This window comes from Leucobacter sp. PH1c, from assembly GCF_000633415.1.
Classification (GTDB): domain Bacteria; phylum Actinomycetota; class Actinomycetes; order Actinomycetales; family Microbacteriaceae; genus Leucobacter.
Genome location: NZ_AYMV01000011.1, coordinates 24,165 through 42,674 on the forward strand (window position 1 = coordinate 24,165; position 18,510 = coordinate 42,674).

Below are 18,510 nucleotides of genomic sequence, written 5' to 3' on the forward strand. Positions count from 1 at the left end.
CCCTCACCGGCGCAGCCCGTCGCCCGCGCGTGTGCCGCGTCCACCTTACGATCACGAAAGCAAGCAATGACCTCGGAATCGAGTGCTACACCACCCGCAATGCCCGGCTCCGGCCGGGGTGAGCAGATGACCGGCGCGCAGGCGGTCCTCCGCAGCCTGGAGGCTCTGGGCGTCTCGGACGTCTTCGGCCTGCCCGGCGGCGCGGTCCTCCCGCTGTACGACACGATCATGGACGCGGAGAAGATCCGCCACATCCTCGTCCGCCACGAGCAGGGCGGCGGCCACGCCGCCGAGGGCTACGCCGCCGCGAGCGGCGAGGTCGGCGTGTGCATCGCGACTTCCGGCCCCGGCGCGACGAACCTCGTCACCGCGATCGCCGACGCGTACATGGACTCCGTGCCGCTCCTCGCGATCACGGGCCAGGTGTTCTCGCACCTCATGGGCACGGATGCGTTCCAGGAGGCCGACATCGTGGGTATCACGATGCCGATCACGAAGCACTCGTTCCTCGTCACGACGGCCGCCGAGGTGCCCGCGGCGATCGCCGCGGCGTATCACCTCGCCTCGACCGGCCGCCCCGGTCCCGTGCTCGTGGACATCACGAAGGACGCGCAGGAGGGTCTCCTTGACTTCGTCTGGGACCCGCAGGTCGACCTCGCAGGCTACCGCCCGATCACGAAGGCGAACAGCAAGCAGATCCAGGCCGCGGCCGATCTCATCGCCGCGGCGGAGCGCCCCGTCTTCTACGTGGGCGGCGGCGTGGGCCGCGCCGGGGCTTCGGCTGAGCTCATCCAGCTCGCCGAGCTTGTCGGTGCCCCCGTCGTGACGACGCTCATGGCGCGCGGCGTGTTCCCCGACTCGCACCCGCAGCACCTCGGCATGCCGGGCATGCACGGCACGGTGCCCGCGGTGCTCGCGCTGCAGGAAGCCGATCTGCTGATCACGCTTGGTGCGCGCTTCGACGACCGCGTGACGGGCAAGGCGGCACTCTTCGCCCCCGAGGCGAAGGTGATCCACGCCGACATCGATCCCGCGGAGATCGGCAAGATCCGCGCGGCCGACGTGCCGATCGTGGGCGATGCCGCCGAGGTGATCGCCGACCTCACTGCCGCGGTCTCCTCCGCGAAGATGAGCCAGACCTTCGCCGACCAGGGGCCCTGGTGGGCGCGACTGCACGAGCTGCAGGAGAAGTTCCCGCTCGGCTACCAGGAGACGAGCGACGGGCTGCTCTCGCCCCAGCACGTGATCCAGCGCATCGGCGAGCTCACCGGACCCGAGGGCGTCTTCGCCGCGGGTGTCGGCCAGCACCAGATGTGGGCCGCGCAGTTCATCAAGTACGAGCGCCCGAACTCGTGGCTGAACTCGGGCGGCGCCGGCACCATGGGCTACTCGGTGCCCGCCGCGATGGGTGCGAAGGTCGCCGAGCCGGAGCGCGTCGTCTGGGCGATCGACGGCGACGGCTGCTTCCAGATGACGAACCAGGAGCTCGCGACCTGCGTCGTGAACAACATCCCGATCAAGGTCGCGGTGATCAACAACTCCTCGCTCGGCATGGTGCGCCAGTGGCAGACCCTCATCTATGACGGCCGCTACTCGAACACCGAGCTCAACACGGGCCACGGCTCCCCTCGGGTACCCGACTTCGTGAAGCTCGGGGAGGCCTACGGCTGCCTCGCGATCCGCGTGGAGCGGGAGGACCAGGTCGACGAGGCGATCAAGCTCGCGCTCGAGACGAACGACCGCCCCGTGGTGATCGACTTCGTCGTGAGCGCCGACGCCATGGTGTGGCCGATGGTCCGCCAGGGCACCTCGAACAGCGATATCCAGTACGCACTTGATCACGCCCCCGAGTGGGAGGGAGAGTAACCATGAGCCGTCACGTTCTCAGCCTCCTCGTCGAGGACAAGCCGGGTCTGCTGACCCGAGTCGCGGGGCTCTTCGCCCGCCGCGGCTTCAACATCGAATCGCTCGCCGTCGGACCGACGGAGATGCGCGGACTCTCGCGCATCACCGTCGTGGTCGACGAGGACGAGACCCTGCTCGAGCAGGTCACGAAGCAGCTCAACAAGCTCGTCAACGTGATCAAGATCGTCGAACTCGACGAGGCGAGCTCGGTGCAGCGCGAGCACGTCCTGATCAAGGTGCGCGCGGACAACCAGAACCGTTCGCACGTGCTCGAGGCGGTGGGGCTCTTCCGGGCCCGCGTCGTCGACGTCGTCCCGGACGCGCTCACCATCGAGGTGACGGGCGACTCGGGCAAGATCGACGCCTTCCTGAAGGTGCTCGAGCCGTACGGGATCAAGGAGATCGCGCAGTCCGGCCTCATCGCCATGGGGCGCGGATCCAAGTCGATCACCGAGCGGGTCTTCAAAAACTAACCGCGTGCCGCAGCATCGCGGCAGGCATGGCGTGCGCGTTCCGCGCAGAACCGAACCAACAACTAAAGGAGAAATCCAGTGGCTGAGATGTACTACGACGCAGATGCCGATCTGTCGATCATCCAGGGCAAGAAGGTGGCCGTCGTCGGCTACGGCTCCCAGGGGCACGCCCACGCGATGAACCTTCGCGACTCGGGCGTCGAGGTGGTCATCGCCCTCAAGGAGGGCTCGAAGTCGATCGCCAAGGCCGAGGAGGCCGGCTTCGAGGTGAAGACCGTCGACGCCGCAGCCGAGTGGGCCGATCTCATCATGATCCTCGCACCGGATCAGCACCAGCGCGCGATCTACAACGAGCAGATCAAGCAGCACATGACCGAGGGCAAGACCCTCGCGTTCGCGCACGGCTTCAACATCCGCTTCGGCTACATCGAGGCGCCCGCGGGCGTCGACGTGATCCTCGTTGCCCCGAAGGCTCCCGGCCACACCGTGCGCCGCGAGTTCGAGGCCGGCCGTGGCATCCCCGACATCATCGCCGTCGAGGTCGACGCCTCGGGCACCGCGTGGGAGACCGCGAAGTCGTACGCGAAGGCGATCGGCGGGACGCGCGCCGGCGTCATCAAGACGACCTTCACCGAGGAGACCGAGACGGATCTCTTCGGCGAGCAGGCCGTGCTCTGCGGCGGCACCTCGCAGCTCGTGCAGTACGGCTTCGAGACCCTCACCGAGGCGGGCTACCAGCCCGAGATCGCCTACTTCGAGGTGCTCCACGAGCTGAAGCTCATCGTCGACCTCATGTGGGAGGGCGGCATCGCCAAGCAGCGCTGGTCGGTCTCCGACACCGCTGAGTACGGCGACTACGTCTCCGGCCCCCGCGTCATCACCCCCGAGGTGAAGGAGAACATGAAGGCCGTGCTCGCGGACATCCAGTCGGGTGCCTTCGCCGAGCGCTTCATCGCCGACCAGGACAACGGCGGCGCCGAGTTCCTCGAGCTCCGCGCCAAGGGCGAGCAGCACCCGATCGAGACGACGGGCCGCGAGCTGCGGAAGCTCTTCGCCTGGAAGTCGACCGACGAGGACTACGTCGACGGCAGCGTCGCGCGCTAGCGCCCGCGCCGTGCCGGTGCCGCTCGAGGAACCGGCGCGCGGCTGAACGAAGGCCCCGGGGGAGTGATCCCCCGGGGCCTTTGTCATGCCCGCTCCGGCGGGCGCTGCGCTCGCAGGGGTAGTCTCCCCACGAGGGGGCAGGCAATTACCCGGAGATGCCTACCCCGGGGAGACGACGCTGCCCGTTGGACAATAATCTCCCCTCAGGCAAGGGAGCATCGCGTGCGGGGGCGCAGTGCAGGAACGATTGAGGGCACGGAAGCGAGTATCCGCCCCGGCATCGGCGAAGTCATTCCGAACTCCGCGGGTCTGGGCTCACGCTCCCTCAGATGAGTGAGTGATGCCGCCAGCGCCCTCAGTACACTCCCCGGAAGAGCGTTGCTGCTCCGAACCGAATGGGAGACATTGGATGCACTGGAAGAGGAAGATCTCGGCGTTAGGTGTGATCATCGGACTGATTCTGTGTGGGGCGTCTGCTGCACACGGTATCGGGCTAGGAGTCCCGAACTACCGGCAAGAACAGACTCAGTGGTGCTGGGCCGCGTCTTCGCAGATGGTGATCACCTACACGTCTGGGGTCAAGCCTTCACAATGCAACATAGTCAAGAAGGGTAAGAGATCGTCGAAATGCGCGAATAGTCCAGGATCCTTCACTTCAGACGTACAACGGGCCCTCGAAGCCTACAAAGTCAGGACAGGGACGGTGCTCGCTTACGCCGGATCGGAACGAACCGTGCGGGGAGAGCTCGGACAGAGCCGACCTGTCATGGTGCGGTACGGGTACAAGCCACGGAAGACGACCGGTCACATGGTTGTCCTCAAAGGGTATGAATGGAATGCACAGTCAAGGAACTATCGCTACTCCTGGCAAGACCCTGCGACGGGAACCACGCGCGCGGGCACGCATGCATATCTCACGGACAACAGTATCTGGAGCTGGACCCACACCCGGATTGGAATCACGAAGCGATGACCGCACTGAAGTATGTCGTAGTAAGCGCTTTGGTGGGTCTTGGACCCATCACTCTCGCTCCAGTCTACTCGGAGGCGAGCCGAGTGCCAGATGAAGTTGCGAACTGGTTCCGCACCGCAGCCAGGAGCGCCCTGACGAGCGACGGAGAATCCGGTGGCGATCCACTCTCAGTGTCGCTTGGGCTCACCGACCCCGAGATCGGTGAGCCCATTCAGGTTTTCTCAGTCGATGACATGGGAAATTTCGTCGGTCTTGAGGAATGGACGGCACCGCTGTCCTCTGGCGGGACGCTCGTAGGTACTATCACTGCTTGGCGGGATCCGTCGACCGGGGTGATCGACCTGGCGGTCTATGACGATGCCGTGAGTGTTGCATGGGCTGTAGACGAAATCGTCGAAAGCGAGACTCAGGTCTTACTCATGGATCCGTTTGGTGAGGGCAGAGCTTTGCTCGATCCTCTCGAAGATAGGGTTGTCCCGCTGGAAGGGCTTGCCGAGGACATGGGCGAACTGACTATTGACGAATATCAGTCAGGAGTCGAGGAAGCGGGTGTGGTGGCTGACCAGATTCTCGCAGATGGGAACAGCGATCTCGCAGGGGGAGCGAGCGGCGGATTCTCGCTCGCTCACTCGGTGCGAGACCACACGCGCAGCGACCCGCTTCTCGCGGTGGGAAGTGCCATTCTCAGTATCTCGGGTCTCGCCCTGCTGCGAGACACCGTCCGCCGGAGGCGAGACGCCCGTGCTGAATAGGAAGCGAGTGCGCTGGAGCACGCTCGGTGTTGCGTTCGGGATTGTGATCGCCACCGCGAGCTGTAGCGACGATACGGTCGGCAACACTCCATTGGGAACGGACGGCTTCTCAGCGATGGAGCGTGAGCTTCAAGAGGTCATCGGGGAGGTCGTCGACCCTGGCGACGGGTGCTTCGCGCTTGACACCGGATCGGAGTCGATGCCGTGGATTGTGTGGCCCGAGGGGACGACGCGCCCGGACTCAGATCCGAGCGCGGTGAGACTCCCAAACGGCGAAATAGTGAGCCCGGGTGACAAGATCTGGCTCACCGGGCAAGAGACGTCCAGAGCTGCACTCCCCGACGGTGAGAACAACGGAAGCATGTGGGGGAGCCTCGCCAGTTTCTGTCTCGGGAGCACTCCGACTGATGCAGAACTTCTCATTCTGCAGGAGGCGCACCGGCGATCGGAGTGATTCCAGAGTGCCGCGCGCGACGCGCTGGTGCGTCGTCATGCCCGCTCCGGCGGGCGCTGCGCACGTTTCGTTCGGGCCGTTGCCTCCGCGGTCCACGGATCCTCCGGCCAGGGATGCTTCGGATACCGTCCGCGCATCTCCTTGCGCACCTCCTGGTACGGGCCGTTCCAGAACGACGAGAGATCATCGGTCACTGCGAGGGGGCGGCGCGCGGGGGAGAGGAGATGGAAGAGCACGGGCACGCGGCCCCCGACGAGGCGGGGCGTCTCCGCGAGGCCGAAGAGCTCCTGGAGCTTCACCGAGACGACGGGGCGGCCGCCCTCCGCGTCGGGAGCCGGGTAGTCGATCCGTGCGGAGGCACCCGACGGCACCGAGAGTCGTTCGGGCGCGAGCTCGTCGAAGCGCGCGGCCTCGGGCCACGGGAGCAGGCGCCGCAGCGCCCCGGACACATCGATGCCGCGCAGTGACGCGCGCGGGTTCAACCGCTCCAGATCGGGCTCGAGCCAGGCATCGAGCCGCGCGAGGAGAGCCTCATCGTCGACCGCGGGCCACGGGGCTCCGAGCTCGCGGTGCAGCAGCCCGAGTCGCCCGCGGAGCGCGACGGCGGAGGGGGTCCAATCGAGCGCCTCGAGCCCGAGCTCGCGCACGTGCGCCGCAAGTGCGGGGCCCGTGTCCTCGGGACGTGCGGGCACGGCCTGCGCGGTGAGCAGGATCGCGCCCAGTCGGCGCTCCTCGCGCACCCGCACGCGGCCCTCGGCGACCTCGGCGCGGCGCACCGCGGTGCGCAGGGGAGCCCCGATTCGGAGCGCCTCCGCTTCCGGCAGCGCTGCGGCGAGCCGGATCACTGCGCCTGTGCCGTCCGCCGCGCGCCCCTCGGCGCGCTGCACCTCGCGCACGGCGAGCCACTCCGCCGCGAGGAGTGCACTGCCCTCCGGGAGCGCGGCGCGCGTGCCGCTCGCGAGCAGGTAGCTGCGGCTGTGCGGCGCGGTGCGGCGGGCGAGCCACTCGGGCCGGGCGAGCGCCGTGACGACCCCGGCTGCCTCGCCGCTCCGGTCCGCGGGGAGCTGCCCCGACTCCGTGCTCGGCGACGTCGCGTCCACGCGCCCATCCGTCGGAATGAGCGCCGCGAGGCGCCGCGCCTCCCGCCGCCAGCGCTCGGCGCCCGGCGCGCGTCCGGAGCGCAGCCCGCGGAGCAGCGCCCCGAGGTCGGCCCCGGGATCGCGGTGATCATCCGAGAGCGCGGCGACGACCTCGGCAGCGCGGGAGGCGCTGCCGAGCTCCTCGGCGCCCTCGAGGAGCGCGCGGGCCTCGCGGACGCCGACGGGCAGCCCGGCGACGCGCGTGCCGAGCGGTGTCGGGCGGCCGTCGGCGCGGATGAGGCCGAGGGCCGTGAGCGTGTCGAGCGCGCGCGCCATCGCCGCGGCGGGCGGGGCGGTGGGGAGGCGTAGCCCCGCGCCGCCCGGCGTGCCCCAGGCCGCGAGGAGGAGGGCCGCGTCCGTCAGGTCGGCCGAGAGGATCTCCGGGGTGATCGCCGCGGGCATCCGGGCGAGCTCGGCCTCCGAGTATGCGCGAACGGCCCGACCCGGGCCCTGCCGGGCGGCTCGGCCCGCGCGCTGCTCGACGCTCGCGCGCGATGCGCTCACCGTGACGAGGCCCGTCATGTCGCGGCCCTGGTCGCGGCGGAGCTCGCGCGTGAGCCCCGCGTCGATGACGAGCCGCACGCCGGGCACAGTGAGGGAGCTCTCGGCGAGCGCGGTGCTCACCACGATGCGCGGCGGATCGTCCGGACCGCGTCCCGAGACGGCGCGGTCCTGCTCCCGCGCGGGGAGCCTGCCGTGGAGGGGGAGCACCTCGACGCCGTTCTCCGTTCCGGGGGCGGGCACCCGATCGCGGATGAGGCCCACGACGGTGTCCACCTCGCGGGCGCCGGGGAGGAAGACGAGCGCATCGGCGCCCGCGCTGGCCTGCTCGCGGGCCGCGAGTCCCGCGATGTGCGACAGGAAGTCGCGCGTCACCCCGCGCTCATCGAGCCGCGAGCCGGGACCGGGCTCGTGAGCGATCTCGAGCGGGTGGAGCGCGCCGGGCACCTCGACGGGGGTCGCGTCGAGCAGCACCGCGAGCCCCGCCGCGTCGAGCGTGGCAGACATGGCCACAAGGATGAGTTCGGGCCGCAGCTCGCGGAGCTCCGCGAGCATGCCGACGAGCAGATCGCCGTCGAGCGCACGCTCATGGACCTCGTCGAGCACGACCGCGTCGACGCCGTCGAGCCCCGGGTCGGCGAGCAGGCGCCGGAGAAGCACCCCGGGGGTGAGCGCCTCGACGCGCGTGCTCCGGCCCACCACGCGCTCGCCGCGCACGGTGAAGCCGACGGATTCGCCGAGCGCCGAGCCGTCGAGTGCCGCGAGCCGCCGCGCGGCCGCGCGCACGGCGACGCGGCGCGGCTGGGTCACGAGCACGCGACCGGGGGCGGCGCCCGCGCCCGCGCGCTCCGCGCAGAGGTTCGCGATCAGCGCGGGCACGAGCGTCGTCTTGCCCGTGCCCGGCGGTGCCGTGATGACGGCTGCCCCGGTCGCGGCGGCCAGGCGGATCTCTGCCGCGGCGGCGGTGACGGGGAGGCCGGCGCCGATCGCGGCGAGGTCGAAGAGGGGGGAGCTCACCCACACATCCTAGGAGGCCCCATGCGCCGCGGCGGGCGTGTCCACGCAGCAGCGGGGCCGCCCGGGTCTCCCCGCGCGGCCCCGCTGCGCTGTCCTGCGATGGGTCCCCGGTGCTGCGGGGACCGGATTACTCGGCGGGGGTCTCCGCCGGCGCCTCCGTCGACTGCTCGGTCGCGGGCGCCTCGCTCGGGTCGGCGGCGGGCAGCTCGAGCCCTGCCTTCACCGCGTCGACCTGCTCCTGGGTGTAGCCGCAGTGCTTCGTCGCCTCGCTCTCCCACTTCTGCGTGAGCCGGTCCTTGCCCGCGGCGTGCGCGTCGGCGACTGTGCCCGTGTAGATCGTGCCGTCCTTCGACTGCTTGTTCACGTCGGGGACGGCCTCGCAGACATGGAAGACGCTGCCGCTCTTCGTCCAGTACACCTCATCGGCGCCCGTGAGCTGCTCGATGATGTTCGTCTCGGCGGCGTACTGCTCCTGGGAGGGCGACTGGTAGCTGATCCCGAAGGCCGCGGCGATGAGCAGCACGACCACGCCGATCCCGCCCGCGAGCGCCTTCTGCTTGCCCGACATGTTCTTGTTCAGGAAGATCAGGATGATGAGCGGCAGGAACGAGACGATCGCCATGATCGCGCCGAGCTGGTTCTGGACGAAGAACTTCACGGGCTCGCGCTCGGAGGCGGGATCGAGCCGGTTCGCCTGCTTCCAGCACAGCGAGCCGATCACCGAGAGCACGCCGGTGACGACGATCGCCCCAATCAGGAGCCACATGTTGACGGGGACCTGCTTGAGGATCCAGAAGATCGCGAAGAGCTGGAGGCCGATTGCGAGCGCCCACAGCACCCACGCGATGATGCGGCGCTGGGTTGCCTGCGACTTCGCCTCCGGGGTGGGCGTCCACGCCGGTGTGCGGTCCTCGCCGCGGGCTCCGCCGCGGCCCTCCGTAGTCGAGGCGGAGGGCTCGGCGCGCTCGACTCGAACGACCTTCTTCTTCGGGGGAGTATCGGTCATGACTGCTCTCTCTCGCATCGACGGTACGTCAAAATATACCGGGAACGCCCGGCTCCCGGGTGTCTCCGAGCTTCCGATCGTTACGCTGGCCGAATGGCTAAGAAGACGGTCCGGGCGGCTCGCGAGAGCGCGCTCGCGAGCGGGTGGACGGTAGAGGGCGACCCCGCCCCGCAGATCGAGGACGCCGCAGGCGCCGCCGCAGTGGCTGATCCGGGGGCGGTTTCGGCCGACGCCGCGGAGCATGCGGCGGCGGATGCGGCGGCGGATGCGCCGGGCGCGGCGGGTGGCGCGGCGAGCGACGCCCTGGCCGAGGCACCGCGCGAGCAGGTCTCGAACGGCGCGCTCGTGGCGCTCGGCGTGTTCGGCGGGCTCTACCTGCTCTACACGCTTGGCTGGGCGAACGTCGCGCAGGCCTACGCGACCGTCAACGCGCTGACCGCCGCGGGCAGCGGCTCGCTCGGCGGGATCCTGCAGCAGATCGTCTTCTGGGCGGCCCCCATCGCCCCCGCGATGTGGTTCTTCACGGCGCTCGTGCTCGCGCGCGGCAAGGGGACGGCGCGGCTCACGATCCTGCTCGCGGTGGGCGCCGTCGTGCTCCTGCCGCTCCCGATGCTGATCGCCCGAGGAGGCTAATCGTGGTGTCCCGTATCGCCGCCTGGGTGGGCGGCCTGCTCATCGCCGTGCTCTACGTGCACGCGACCACGACCGGTGTCGGCAATCTCCTCGGCATGCTCGGCATGGCTGGCGCCCTCGGCATGGGGCTCAGCGTCTCGGGCTGGGTCTGGCTCGTGTTCGGGATCGCGATGCCCCCGCTCGTCTTCGCCGGTGCGCTGCTGCTCGGCCGCGGCCGCCGCGGTGGCGCACGGATTCTCCTGCTCGCGGCAGGGATCACCCTCGTCGCGGTCGTGCAGCTCGACGTCATGCACCTCATCCCCGAGTCGACATATTTCGCATAGCGCGCGGAACGCGCCCGGGACGCCGGTAGACTGAGGGATCTGCGTGTGTGTTCACGCAGATTCCCTGTCGCTGACCCGAAGGATTCGCTTGATGTCTGCGCCGGTCGTGCTGATCGCCGAACAACTCTCGCCCGCCACCATTGCCGCGCTCGGCCCCGACTTCGAGGTGGTGCACGTCGACGGGACCGACCGCGACGCGCTCCGCTCGGCGCTCGCGACCGCTGACGCAGTGCTCGTGCGCTCCGCCACGCAGATCGATGCGGAGGCGCTCGGCTGGGCGCCTCGGCTGAAGGTCGTCGCGCGCGCCGGTGTGGGCCTCGACAACGTCGACATCAAGGCGGCCACGCAGGCCGGCGTGATGGTCGTGAACGCCCCCACCTCGAACGTGATCAGCGCGGCTGAGCTCACGGTCGCCCACATCCTCGGCCTCGCGCGCCACCTGCAGCGCGCCCACGCCTCGCTCTCCGCGGGGCAGTGGAAGCGCTCGTCGTTCACGGGCACCGAGCTCTACGAGAAGACGATCGGCATCATCGGCCTCGGCCGGATCGGCGCGCTCGTGGCCGAGCGCCTCCGCGGCTTCGGCGTCGAGCTCGTCGCGTACGACCCCTACGTCACGGCCACCCGCGCCCAGCAGCTCGGCGTGCAGCTCGTCTCGCTCGAGGAGCTCGTGGAGCGCGCCGACTTCCTGACGATCCACATGCCCCGCACCCCCGAGACCCTCGGGATGATCGGTGCGGAGCAGCTCAAGGCCATGAAGCGCACCGCGTACGTCGTGAACGTCGCGCGCGGTGGCCTGATCGACGAGGCCGCCCTGGCCGAGGCCCTTGCGGCCGGCGAGATCGCGGGCGCGGCGCTCGACGTGTTCGTGCAGGAGCCGCCCGCCGACGCGAGCCTCACCGGGCTCGACTCGGTCAACGTGACCCCGCACCTCGGCGCCTCCACGGAGGAGGCGCAGGAGAAGGCCGGCGTCTCGGTCGCGAAGTCGGTGCGCCTCGCGCTCGCCGGCGATCTCGTGCCCGACGCGGTGAACGTGGCCGGCGGCGTGATCAACGAGGTCGTGCGCCCCGGGCTGCCCCTCACCGAGAAGCTCGGCCAGATCTTCGCGGGGCTCGCGGCGGGCCCGCTCGGCTCGCTCGACATCGAGGTGCACGGCGAGCTCGCCGATCACAACGTCGAGGCGCTCCGTCTCGCCGCGCTTAAGGGCATCTTCTCGAAGGTCGTGAGCGACCCGGTCTCGTACGTCAACGCGCCGCTCCTCGCCGAGCAGCGCAACGTTGAGGTGCGGTTCTCGGTGGACGCGCTCTCGGAGAGCTACCGTAACGTCATCACGATCCGCGGCGCGCTCACGGACGGCACCCCGCTGTCCGTCTCGGGCACGCTCACGGGGCCGAAGCAGATTGAGAAGATCGTCGAGGTCAACGGCTACGAGGTCGAGCTGCCGATCCCCGAGCACCTGATCGTCTTCAGCTACACCGACCGCCCCGGCATCGTCGCGGCGTACGGCGGGCTGCTCGGCGAGGCCGGCGTGAACATCGCGGGGCTGCAGATCGCCCGCGACGAGAAGCGCGGTACCGCGCTCTCGGTGCTTTCGGTGGACGCTCCCGTTGCGGATGAGCTCGTCGAGTCGCTCCGCGCAGCGATCGGCGCGGACACGCTCCACACGATCGACGTCGACGCGCTCTAGGCGCGCCTGCCGCGCGGCGCCCGCCGCGTGCCCAGCACCCCCGGTCCTCGGACCGGGGGTGCTTTTTTCGTGGCGAACTTGTCGTCCGGGCCCGAGAGGAGTACTGTAAGCGAGTCCTACAAGTAAGGTGCGCCTTACCATCATCACATCAGGCCGCGCGGCGCTCCACGCCTCGGCCCCGCCACGAAGAGGCAGCATGCTCGGAACGTTCCTGATCGGCCTGCGCGAGGGGCTCGAAGCCGCCCTCGTCGTCGGGATCCTCCTCGCCTACGTGCAGCGGATCGGCCGTCCCGACGTCGCGCGCCGCATCTGGGCGGGCGTCGCGCTCGCGGTGCTGGCCTCGCTCGTGACGGGTGCGGTGCTCACCTTCGGCGCCTACGGGCTGTCGTTCCAGGCGCAGGAGATCATCGGCGGCACGCTCTCGCTCGTCGCGGTGGGTCTCGTGACGTGGATGGTGTTCTGGATGCTCCGCACCGCACGCGGCATGCGCGCCGAGCTCGAGGGGCAGCTGGGCGCTGCGATCGCGGGCTCGGGCTGGGGCATCGTCGCCGTCGGCTTCCTCTCGGTCGGCCGCGAGGGGCTCGAGACGGCGCTCTTCATCTGGGCGACCACGCGCTCCGCGGGGGAGAGCCCGCTCGTCGGGCTCGCGGCTGCCGTTGCGGGCATCCTGCTCGCGTGCGCGCTCGGCTGGCTCATCTACCGCGGCATGCTCCGCGTGAACCTCGCCCGCTTCTTCACCTGGACGGGTGCGCTCCTCATCGTCTTCGCCGCGGGCGTCGTCGCCTACGCGATCCACGACCTGCAGGAGGCCGCCGTGCTGCCCGGCCCGTTCGCCGTCGCCCCCGAGGGCGCTGGCGCCTTCGTGCAGTCCTGGTACGGGGAGCAGGCCTGGGCCTTCCGCATCCCGCACGTCATCGCGCCCGACGGGCTGCTCGGCAGCCTCCTCAAGGGGACCGTGGGTTTCACCCCCGAGATGACGAAGCTCGAGCTGCTCGCCTACGCGCTGTACCTGATCCCCACCCTGCTCATCTTCCTGAGCCGCGCGCTCCGTCCCGCCCCGCAGCGGGCTCCCGGCGCCGCCCCCGTTCCGTCCCCCGCACCCACCAGCTAGGAGCTCTCGTGCAGACCCGATCCACTCTGACTCTCGCCGCCCTCGTCGCGACCGGCGCGCTCACCCTCACCGGGTGCGTGCCGAACGCCGGCACCGGCGCCGCGACCGCGCTCACCGTCGACTCCTCGGCCGACGCATGTGCAGTGAGCGCGGACACCGCAGCCAGCGGCCCCATCACCTTCTCGGTGACGAACTCGGGCGAGCAGGTCACCGAGTTCTACGTCCTCGCGGAGAACGAGCTCTCGATCGTCGGCGAGGTCGAGAACATCGCCCCCGGCGCGAGCCGCGACCTCACGCTCGTCGCGCAGCCCGGCACCTACTACACCGTGTGCAAGCCGGGCATGGTGGGCGCAGGCATCGGGAAGACGGCCTTCACCGTGACGGGCGAGACGGTCGAAGCGACGGCGGACGAGGCGGAGGCCGAAGCGGCCGCCGTGACGAGCTACACCGCGTACGTGAAGAGCCAGGCCGCCGAGCTCGTGCCCCAGGTGCAGGCCTTCGTCGACGCCTACGCCGCGGGCGATGACGCCGAGGCCCGCCGCCTCTTCCCGCTCGCTCGCGTGAGCTACGAGCGGATCGAGCCGACCGCCGAGCAGTTCGGTGATCTCGACCCCGCGATCGACTACCGCAAGCCTGGCGCCGAGGCCGAGGGGATCCCCTTCACGGGCTTCCACCGCATCGAGATGGACCTCTGGCTCGACGCCGCGAAGCAGAACTACCCCGGTGAGGACCTCGTGGCGCTCACCCCGGCGGAGCGCGCCGAGATGGGCGACCAGCTCGTCGCCGACGTGACCTCGCTCTACGACCTCGTCCACTCCGACGACTTCTCGCTCACGCTGAGCGACATCACGAACGGCGCGATCGGTCTCCTCGACGAGATCGCGGCGCCCGACGGCAAGCTCCCCGGCGAGGAGAACGAGTTCGCCCACACCGACCTCTACGACTTCCGCGCGAACGTCGAGGGCGCCCAGGTGGCGTACGAGTCGGTGCGCGACATCGCGGAGTCGAAGGGGGCCGACGGCGCCGAGCTCACGAAGACGCTCGACGCGCAGTTCGTCGGCATGCTTGACCTGCTCGCGAGCTACGGCGACTACGAGTCCGGCTTCGTCGACTACTCCACGGTCGACCAGCGCGCCCGCGGTGAGCTCGGCGCGCAGCTGAACGCGCTCAGCGAGCCGATGTCGCGGCTCACGCACACGGTGCTCGGGATCAGTGCCGAATAGCGAGCGTCGCCTCAGCCGCCGCGGCCTGCTCGGGCTGCTCGGCGCAGGCACCGCCGGCCTCGCGGTCGGCGGTGCCGGCGGCGCCGCGCTCGCGCAGGCCGCGGCGAGCGGCGCGCTCGGCGCGGGCGCTGCGGGAACCGGCGACCGCGTGATCCCCTTCCACGGGGAGCACCAGGCCGGCATCGTCACCCCGGCGCAGGACCGGCTCCACTTCGCGAGCTTCGAACTGCTGCGTGGCGTCGACCGGGAGCGGCTCATCGGGCTGCTGCGCGATTGGACCGACGCGGCCGTGCGGCTCACGCGCGGCGAGGACGTGAGCGCCGAAGGCGCCGTCGGCGGTCCGCCGCTCGCCCCGCCGGACGACACGGGCGAGGCGCTCGGTCTCGGTGCCTCCGGGCTCACGATCACCTTCGGCTTCGGCGCCTCGCTGTTCGCGGACGAGGAGGGGCGCGACCGCTTCGGGATCGCGGACCGCCGCCCCGCGGAGTTCGAGGAACTGCCCGCGTTCGCGTTCGACCTCCTCGACCCCGGGACCACGGGCGGCGACCTCTGCGTGCAGGCCTGCGCCGACGACCCGCAGGTCGCGGTGCACGCGATCCGCAACCTCAGCCGGATCGCGATGGGCACGGCGCGCATCCTCTGGAGCCAGCTCGGCTTCGGGCGCACGTCCTCGACCTCGGTGAACCAGGACACGCCGCGCAACCTCTTCGGCTTCAAGGACGGTACCGCGAACGTGATGGCCGAGGAGCGGGACGCCCTTGCCGAGTACGTCTGGGCGCCCGCGGACCACCCGCAGGCGTGGATGCGCGGCGGCAGCTACCTCGTCGCGCGCAAGATCGCGATGACCATCGAGACCTGGGACCGCGCGTCGCTCGCCGAACAGGAGCGCATCGTCGGCAGGACGAAGGGGGAGGGCGGCCCGCTCTCCGGCGGCGCCGAGTTCGACGCGCCCGATTTCTCGGCGAGCTCGACTGCGGGCGGCCCGGCGATCGCCGCCGACGCGCACGTACGCCTGGCGCACCCCGAGCAGAACGGCGGGCTCCGCATGCTGCGCCGCGGATACAACTACGTCGACGGCTCGAACCCGCTCGGCCAGCTCGGCGCCGGACTGTTCTTCATGAGCTACCAGCGCACGCCGGAGACGTTCGTGCGCGTGCAGCGGAACCTGAAGAGCGACTCCATGAACGAGTACCTCCGGCACGTCGGCTCGGGGCTGTGGGCGATCCCCGGTGGGATCCGGCCAGGGGAGTACGTGGGCGAGGCCCTCTTCACGGAGACTGCGTAGCCGCGAGGCGCTGCGCCTCGCGGCGGCGCACGCGCCGCCCGCGGATCCACATGGCGAGCGCGATCACCCCGCAGCTCAGCATGAGGACCGCCGCGATCGCGCCGTCGCTCACGCCGAGGAACCACGAGATCGCGGGGTGCTCCGCCGCGGACTCCGGGCTCGCCGCCCACCAGCGGTTCGAACCGCGGACCGACGAGCCGCGGCGGATCTCCTCGGCGTCGATGAGCGTCGAGAGCCACGGCCGCACGATCGCATTCAGGAGCACACCGACGCCGAGCGGCGACAGGATGATCGCGGTATCGAACCGGGCCTTCCGGCGGACCGCGGGATCCACGTCAGCTGCCATGCGCAGGCCTCCGTTCCGTGCTCGAGGGGTGTGCCCAGCAGTCTAGGGGTCGCCCGGGTTTCCACCCGCCGTGGAGGGGCGCGGTGCTATCCTGAGAAGCGCGGGCGTCTGCCCGCACCAACGATGAACCGAGCACACGGTGGCTGGTCTTCGGTGGTGGATCCCTCCCGGCCCGTGCGCGGGAATCCGGGGGTGGCCCTCCACTGTTGATCAGCACTCGCGAACGCCCCGGCGTCGGCGAGCGGTTGCCGCGTGCCCACCACAAGCAAAGGAGAGCCCGTGGAGGGTCCCGAGATCAAGTTCGCCGAGGCAGTCCTCGACAACGGCAAGTTCGGAAAGCGGACGATCCGCTTCGAGACCGGCCGACTCGCGCAGCAGGCCCAGGGCGCGGTCGCCGCGTACCTGGACGAGGAGACCATGCTCCTCTCCGCCACCAGCGCATCGAAGCAGCCGAAGGATCACTTCGACTTCTTCCCCCTGACGATCGACGTCGAGGAGCGCTCGTACGCCGCGGGCAAGATCCCCGGCTCGTTCTTCCGTCGCGAGGGCCGTCCCTCGACCGAGGCGATCCTCGTCTGCCGCCTCATCGACCGCCCCCTGCGCCCCTCCTTCGTGAGCGGTCTGCGCAACGAGGTCCAGGTCGTCATCACCGTCCTCTCGATCGCACCCGGCGAGTTCTACGACGCCCTCGCGATCAACGCGGCGTCCGCGTCGACCCAGATCTCGGGCCTGCCCTTCTCGGGCCCGATCGCCGGCGTGCGCCTCGCGCTCATCGGTGACCAGTGGGTCGCGTTCCCGAACGTCGAGCAGCTCAAGGAGGCCGTCTTCGACATCGTCGTCGCCGGCCGCGTCGTCACCGACAAGAACGGCAACGACGACGTCGCGATCATGATGGTCGAGGCCGAGGCAACCGAGCACAGCTGGGAGCTCATCCGCGGCGGTGCGACCAAGCCCAACGAGGCCGTCGTCGCCGAGGGCCTCGACGCCGCGAAGCCCTTCATCGCGCAGCTCTGCAAGGCGCAGTCCGAGCTCGCCGCGCAGTCGGCCAAGGAGGTCGCGGACTACCCCGTCTTCCTGCCCTACTCCGACGAGGTGCTCGCTGCGGTCGACGCGCTCGCCCGCGAGGAGCTCGCGCCGATCTACCAGATCGCCGACAAGCTCGAGCGCCAGGACGCCGATGACGCGCTGAAGGCGCGCGTCAAGGAGCAGATCGCCGCCAAGGTCGACGCCGGGGAGCTCCCCGAGTCCGCGAACGCCGAGGTCTCGGCCGCGTACAAGTCGGTCACCAAGGACATCGTACGCAGCCGCGTGCTCGCCGAGGGCGTCCGCATGGACGGCCGCGGCACGAGCGACATCCGCGCGCTCGACGCCGAGGTGCAGGTCATCCCGCGCGTGCACGGCTCCGCGATCTTCCAGCGCGGCGAGACCCAGATCCTGGGCGTCACCACGCTGAACATGCTCAAGATGGAGCAGCAGATCGACTCGCTGTCGCCCGTCACGAGCAAGCGCTACATGCACCACTACAACTTCCCGCCGTACTCGACCGGTGAGACCGGTCGCGTCGGCTCGCCCAAGCGCCGCGAGATCGGGCACGGCTTCCTGGCCGAGCGCGCCCTCGTTCCCGTGCTGCCGAGCCGCGAGGAGTTCCCCTACGCGATCCGTCAGGTGTCCGAGGCGCTCGGCTCCAACGGCTCGACGTCCATGGGCTCGGTGTGCGCATCGACCCTGTCGCTGCTGAACGCCGGTGTGCCGCTGCGCGCCCCCGTCGCGGGCATCGCGATGGGCCTCGTGTCCGATCAGGTCGACGGTGAGACCCGCTACGCGGCGCTCACCGACATCCTGGGCGCCGAGGATGCCCTCGGCGACATGGACTTCAAGGTCGCGGGCACCGCGGACTTCATCACCGCGATCCAGCTCGACACGAAGCTCGACGGCCTGCCGGCCGACGTGCTGAAGGGCGCGCTGACGCAGGCTCACGAGGCTCGCCTCACGATCCTCAGCGTGCTGAACCAGGCGATCGACGCGCCCGACGAGATGGCCCCGACCGCGCCCCGCGTGATCACGGTCAACATCCCGGTCGACAAGATCGGTGAGCTGATCGGCCCGAAGGGCAAGACGATCAACGGCATCCAGGACGAGACCGGCGCGGACATCTCGATCGACGACGACGGCACCGTCTACATCGGCGCCACCGACGGCCCCGCGGCCGAGGCTGCGCGCGCGCAGGTCAACGCGATCGCGAACCCGCAGAACCCCGAGGTGGGCGAGCAGTACCTGGGCACGGTCGTGAAGAACGCCGCCTTCGGCGCCTTCGTCTCCCTGCTCCCGGGCAAGGACGGCCTGCTGCACATCTCCGAGGTGCGCAAGCTCGCCGGCGGCAAGCGCATCGAGAGCGTGGACGACGTGCTCTCGGTCGGCCAGAAGATCCTCGTGAAGATCACGAAGGTCGACGATCGCGGCAAGCTCTCGCTCGAGCCCGTCCTCGAGGAGGCGGCTGCCGAGGCCCCCGCCGCCGAGGCCCCCGCAGCGGAGTAATCCGCCGAGCGCGGAGCGGTGCCTGCGGCCCGCACCGCGCGCACGA

Annotated in this window: 16 protein-coding genes; 13 read left to right on the forward strand and 3 right to left on the reverse strand. The window is 70.2% G+C overall.

Annotated elements, in window-relative coordinates; translation table 11 throughout:
- Nucleotides 1-66 precede the first annotated feature (66 nt).
- The 6 genes from U874_RS0103770 (at nucleotide 67) to U874_RS0103790 (ending at nucleotide 5,661) form a co-directional block, all read left to right on the forward strand.
- Nucleotides 67-1,866: an acetolactate synthase large subunit gene (locus tag U874_RS0103770; RefSeq protein ID WP_036057751.1), complete on the forward strand. Its 1,800-nt coding sequence runs from the start codon at nucleotides 67-69 to the stop codon at nucleotides 1,864-1,866.
- Nucleotides 1,867-1,868: 2 nt separating this feature from the next.
- A complete protein-coding gene (ilvN, locus tag U874_RS0103775) occupies nucleotides 1,869-2,378 on the forward strand; it encodes an acetolactate synthase small subunit (RefSeq protein WP_025133213.1) in 510 nt (169 codons plus the stop codon).
- Nucleotides 2,379-2,465: 87 nt separating this feature from the next.
- Entirely contained in the window at nucleotides 2,466-3,482 is a 1,017-nt protein-coding gene (gene ilvC / locus U874_RS0103780; protein WP_369802347.1) for a ketol-acid reductoisomerase, read from the forward strand.
- A 409-nt stretch (nucleotides 3,483-3,891) separates the two neighbouring features.
- Nucleotides 3,892-4,455: a papain-like cysteine protease family protein gene (locus U874_RS15905; protein ID WP_157834202.1), complete on the forward strand. Its 564-nt coding sequence runs from the start codon at nucleotides 3,892-3,894 to the stop codon at nucleotides 4,453-4,455.
- Between the two features lie 83 nt (nucleotides 4,456-4,538).
- Nucleotides 4,539-5,207, forward strand: a complete 669-nt coding sequence (locus U874_RS0103785; protein WP_157834203.1) for a hypothetical protein — start codon at nucleotides 4,539-4,541, stop codon at nucleotides 5,205-5,207.
- Entirely contained in the window at nucleotides 5,197-5,661 is a 465-nt protein-coding gene (locus U874_RS0103790) for a hypothetical protein (protein WP_157834204.1), read from the forward strand. Before U874_RS0103785 ends, U874_RS0103790 begins: the two co-directional genes overlap by 11 nt.
- 35 nt (nucleotides 5,662-5,696) lie before the next feature.
- Here the strand turns inward: U874_RS0103790 and hrpB are convergent, their stop codons facing one another.
- On the reverse strand, nucleotides 5,697-8,318 hold the full coding sequence (gene hrpB, locus U874_RS0103795; RefSeq protein ID WP_025133217.1) for an ATP-dependent helicase HrpB: 2,622 nt from the start codon (nucleotides 8,316-8,318) through the stop codon (nucleotides 5,697-5,699).
- 127 nt (nucleotides 8,319-8,445) lie between these two features.
- Nucleotides 8,446-9,324: a hypothetical protein gene (locus tag U874_RS0103800; RefSeq protein ID WP_025133218.1), complete on the reverse strand. Its 879-nt coding sequence runs from the start codon at nucleotides 9,322-9,324 to the stop codon at nucleotides 8,446-8,448.
- Between the two features lie 93 nt (nucleotides 9,325-9,417).
- Between U874_RS0103800 and U874_RS0103805 the strand changes: the two genes are divergently transcribed.
- The 6 genes from U874_RS0103805 to efeB all read left to right on the forward strand — a co-directional run bounded on the left by U874_RS0103805 (nucleotide 9,418) and on the right by efeB (nucleotide 15,583).
- The gene (locus tag U874_RS0103805; RefSeq protein WP_025133219.1) at nucleotides 9,418-9,957 is read left to right on the forward strand and encodes a hypothetical protein; all 540 of its coding nucleotides are present in this window, start codon (nucleotides 9,418-9,420) and stop codon (nucleotides 9,955-9,957) included.
- Between the two features lie 2 nt (nucleotides 9,958-9,959).
- On the forward strand, nucleotides 9,960-10,280 hold the full coding sequence (locus tag U874_RS0103810; protein ID WP_025133220.1) for a hypothetical protein: 321 nt from the start codon (nucleotides 9,960-9,962) through the stop codon (nucleotides 10,278-10,280).
- Nucleotides 10,281-10,371: 91 nt separating this feature from the next.
- On the forward strand, nucleotides 10,372-11,964 hold the full coding sequence (gene serA / locus U874_RS0103815) for a phosphoglycerate dehydrogenase (protein ID WP_025133221.1): 1,593 nt from the start codon (nucleotides 10,372-10,374) through the stop codon (nucleotides 11,962-11,964).
- 196 nt (nucleotides 11,965-12,160) lie between these two features.
- Nucleotides 12,161-13,075: an iron uptake transporter permease EfeU gene (gene efeU / locus U874_RS0103820; protein ID WP_025133222.1), complete on the forward strand. Its 915-nt coding sequence runs from the start codon at nucleotides 12,161-12,163 to the stop codon at nucleotides 13,073-13,075.
- An 8-nt stretch (nucleotides 13,076-13,083) separates the two neighbouring features.
- The gene (efeO, locus tag U874_RS0103825; protein WP_025133223.1) at nucleotides 13,084-14,298 is read left to right on the forward strand and encodes an iron uptake system protein EfeO; all 1,215 of its coding nucleotides are present in this window, start codon (nucleotides 13,084-13,086) and stop codon (nucleotides 14,296-14,298) included.
- The gene (efeB, locus tag U874_RS0103830; RefSeq protein ID WP_025133224.1) at nucleotides 14,288-15,583 is read left to right on the forward strand and encodes an iron uptake transporter deferrochelatase/peroxidase subunit; all 1,296 of its coding nucleotides are present in this window, start codon (nucleotides 14,288-14,290) and stop codon (nucleotides 15,581-15,583) included. The genes efeO and efeB overlap by 11 nt, the downstream gene beginning before the upstream one ends.
- Here efeB and U874_RS0103835 read toward each other — a convergent pair.
- Nucleotides 15,567-15,929 (reverse strand): hypothetical protein, encoded by a 363-nt coding sequence (locus U874_RS0103835; protein WP_025133225.1) that lies wholly within the window; start codon nucleotides 15,927-15,929, stop codon nucleotides 15,567-15,569. The two genes, efeB and U874_RS0103835, sit on opposite strands and share 17 nt — an antisense overlap.
- Before the next feature lie 279 nt (nucleotides 15,930-16,208).
- On the opposite strand from U874_RS0103835, the gene U874_RS0103840 reads away from it, so the two are divergent.
- Entirely contained in the window at nucleotides 16,209-18,464 is a 2,256-nt protein-coding gene (locus tag U874_RS0103840) for a polyribonucleotide nucleotidyltransferase (RefSeq protein ID WP_025133226.1), read from the forward strand.
- Nucleotides 18,465-18,510: the final 46 nt, after the last annotated feature.